The sequence below is a fragment of the Mitsuaria sp. TWR114 genome (genome assembly GCF_007997345.1).
The window spans coordinates 1-2,504 of sequence record NZ_VOSR01000346.1; the positions used below are offsets into that span (position 1 = coordinate 1).

The 2,504-nt window shown below is 69.3% G+C and carries 3 protein-coding genes; 1 reads left to right on the forward strand and 2 read right to left on the reverse strand.

Going from position 1 to position 2,504, the window contains the following annotated elements:
• Window positions 1-381, forward strand: a 381-nt coding sequence (locus FUT87_RS13555) for a GGDEF domain-containing protein (protein ID WP_147241364.1), incomplete at its 5' end; no start/stop codon positions are given.
• Between the two features lie 19 nt (window positions 382-400).
• On the opposite strand, the gene FUT87_RS13560 is transcribed toward FUT87_RS13555, so the two are convergent.
• Both FUT87_RS13560 and FUT87_RS13565 read right to left on the reverse strand, forming a co-directional pair.
• A complete protein-coding gene (locus FUT87_RS13560) occupies window positions 401-1,648 on the reverse strand; it encodes a nucleoside recognition domain-containing protein (protein ID WP_147241365.1) in 1,248 nt (415 codons plus the stop codon).
• Between the two features lie 107 nt (window positions 1,649-1,755).
• The coding region (locus tag FUT87_RS13565; protein WP_147241366.1) for an HD domain-containing phosphohydrolase at window positions 1,756-2,504 on the reverse strand (749 nt) is incomplete at its 5' end.

A 2,504-nucleotide genomic window follows, 5' to 3' on the forward strand; every position in this document is an offset into this window, starting at 1 on the left:
GACATCGACCACTTCAAGCGCATCAACGACACCCATGGCCATCCCGCCGGCGACGCGGTGCTGACGCAACTGGTGCTGCGGCTCAAAGCCACGATGCGCGACTACGACGCGATCGGCCGTTGGGGCGGCGAGGAATTCCTGCTGGTGCTGCCCGGCCTGTCGATGGCGCAGGAGCAGGGCCGGCGCCGCGCGCAGGCCCTGCAGCGCTGCATCGGCGACCAGCCCTTCGACATCGGCACCGGCACGCCGCTGGCCGCGACCTGCAGCGCCGGCGTGGTGGGCGTGCCCCCGGCCTGCGACGAGTCGCTGGAGGCGCTGGTCGCGCGCGCCGACGCGGCGCTCTATCGCGCCAAGGCCAACGGGCGCAACCGGGTGGAGTGAGGCGCGGCGCTCGCGCGGCTCACTTGAAGAACCAGTAGCCCACCAGGATCGCGCCGACCAGGCCCACCGCGTCGGCGAGCAGGCCGCAGCTCAGCGCATAACGCGTCTTCTTGATGTTGACGCTGCCGAAGTAGACGGCCAGCACGTAGAAGGTCGTCTCGGTCGAGCCCTGGATGATCGCGGCGAGCTTGCCCTCGAAGCTGTCCACGCCATAGGTCTTGAGCACGTCCACCATCAGGCCGCGCGCGCCGCTGCCCGACAGCGTCTTCATCAGCCCGACCGGCAGCGCCGGCACGAAGTCGGTGGGCAGGCCCAGCGCCGCCACGCCCGCCGCGATGCCCTGGACGACGAAGTCCATGCAGCCCGTCGTGCGGAACACCGAGATCGCCACCAGGATCGCGATCAGGTAGGGAATGATCTGCACCGCGACGCCGAAGCCCTCCTTCGCGCCCTCGACGAAAGCCTCGTAGACGTTGACGCGGCGCCAGGCGCCGACCGCGATGAACATCACGATGATGCTCAGGATCACGCCGCTGCCCAGCAGCCCGATGTACCTGGACATCAGCTCGGGCGGATAGCTGTGCAGCCAGCCGAAGACGGCGGCCATGATCGCGATGAAGCCGCCGACGAACACCAGCACCGGCGCGCTGAACAGGTTGATGCGCTGCACCCACGCCACCGCGACCAGGCCCGACATGAAGGAGATGAAGGTCGCGATCAGCGTGGGCAGGAAGATGTCCGCGGCGTTGAAGCCGACCAGGCCCTGGTCCACCGCCATCGCCTGGCGGATCGCGATCACCGAGGTCGGGATCAGCGTGATGCCGGCGGTGTTCAGCACCAGGAACATGATCATCGCGTTCGACGCGGTGTCCTTCCGCGGATTCAGCTCCTGCAGCTCCTTCATCGCCTTGAGCCCGAGCGGCGTGGCGGCGTTGTCCAGCCCCAGCATGTTGGCCGAGAAGTTCATCACCATCGAGCCGCCGGCCGGATGGCCGCGCGGCACCTCGGGGAAGATCCTCGCGAAGAACGGTCCCATCGCGCGGGCGAAGAGCTGGATCACGCCGGCGGTCTCGCCGACCTTCATCAGGCCCAGCCACAGGCTCATCACGCCGACCAGGCCGAGCGAGATGTCGAAGCCGGTCTTGGCGGTGTCGAAGATGCCGGTCAGCACCTGCGTGAAGATGGTCAGGTCGCCCTGGAACAGCCGCGCCAGCGCGACCGCGAAGCCGATCAGGAAGAACCCGATCCAGATGAAGTTCAGCACCATGGGCGCGGATTATTCCGGGCCGCGGCGATGCCGGGCGCTGCGCACGCCCGGTGTTGCGGGAATGCGAGCATCACGATCTGGCGGGCGGCCATAACCGGCCGCGGGGCCTAGCCTTCCTCCAGGAAGCGGTCCCGCACCTCCAGCACCTGCGGCAGCACGCCGATGAACAGCTCCACCAGCGCCGGATCGAAGTGTCGGCCGGCCTGCGCGCGCAGGTGCGCCACCGCCTGCTCCACCGGCCAGGCCGGCTTGTAGGGGCGGATGCTGGTCAGCGCGTCGAAGACGTCGGCGATCGCGACGATGCGGGCGTCCTGCGGGATGGACTCCCCGGCCAGGCCCTCGGGATAACCGCTGCCGTCCCATTTCTCGTGATGGGCCAGCGCGATGCGCCGCGCCATGCCGAGCAGGCCGGTCGCCTGATCGCCCAGGATCTCGGCGCCGATGGCCGGATGGCGGCGCATCACCATCCATTCCGCCTCGGTCAGCGGACCCGGCTTCTGCAGGATCGCGTCCGGGATGCCGAGCTTGCCGACGTCATGCATGGGCGCGGCATGCAGCAGGTCGTCGGCGTCCTGGTCGGTCCAGCCGGCCGCCAGCGCCAGCAGCTGGGCGTAGTGGCTCATCCGCACGACGTGCCAGCCGGTCTCGTTGTCCTTGTACTCGGCGGCGCGGCCCAGGCGCTGCACGATCTGCAGCCGGGTCTCGCGCAGTTCGTCCGCGCGCACCAGCGACAGGTGGGTCCGCACCCGCGCCCGCACCACCGGCGGGCTGACCGGCTTGGTGATGTAGTCGACCGCGCCGGCCTCGAAGCCCTCGGTCTCGTCGCTGGTGTCGGCCAGCGCGGTGACGAAGATCA

What these genes read in the sequence shown, in the direction of transcription:
- FUT87_RS13560 (WP_147241365.1), bottom strand. Translation starts at nt 1,648, where the DNA reads ATGGTGCTGAACTTCATCTGGATCGGGTTCTTCCTGATCGGCTTCGCG.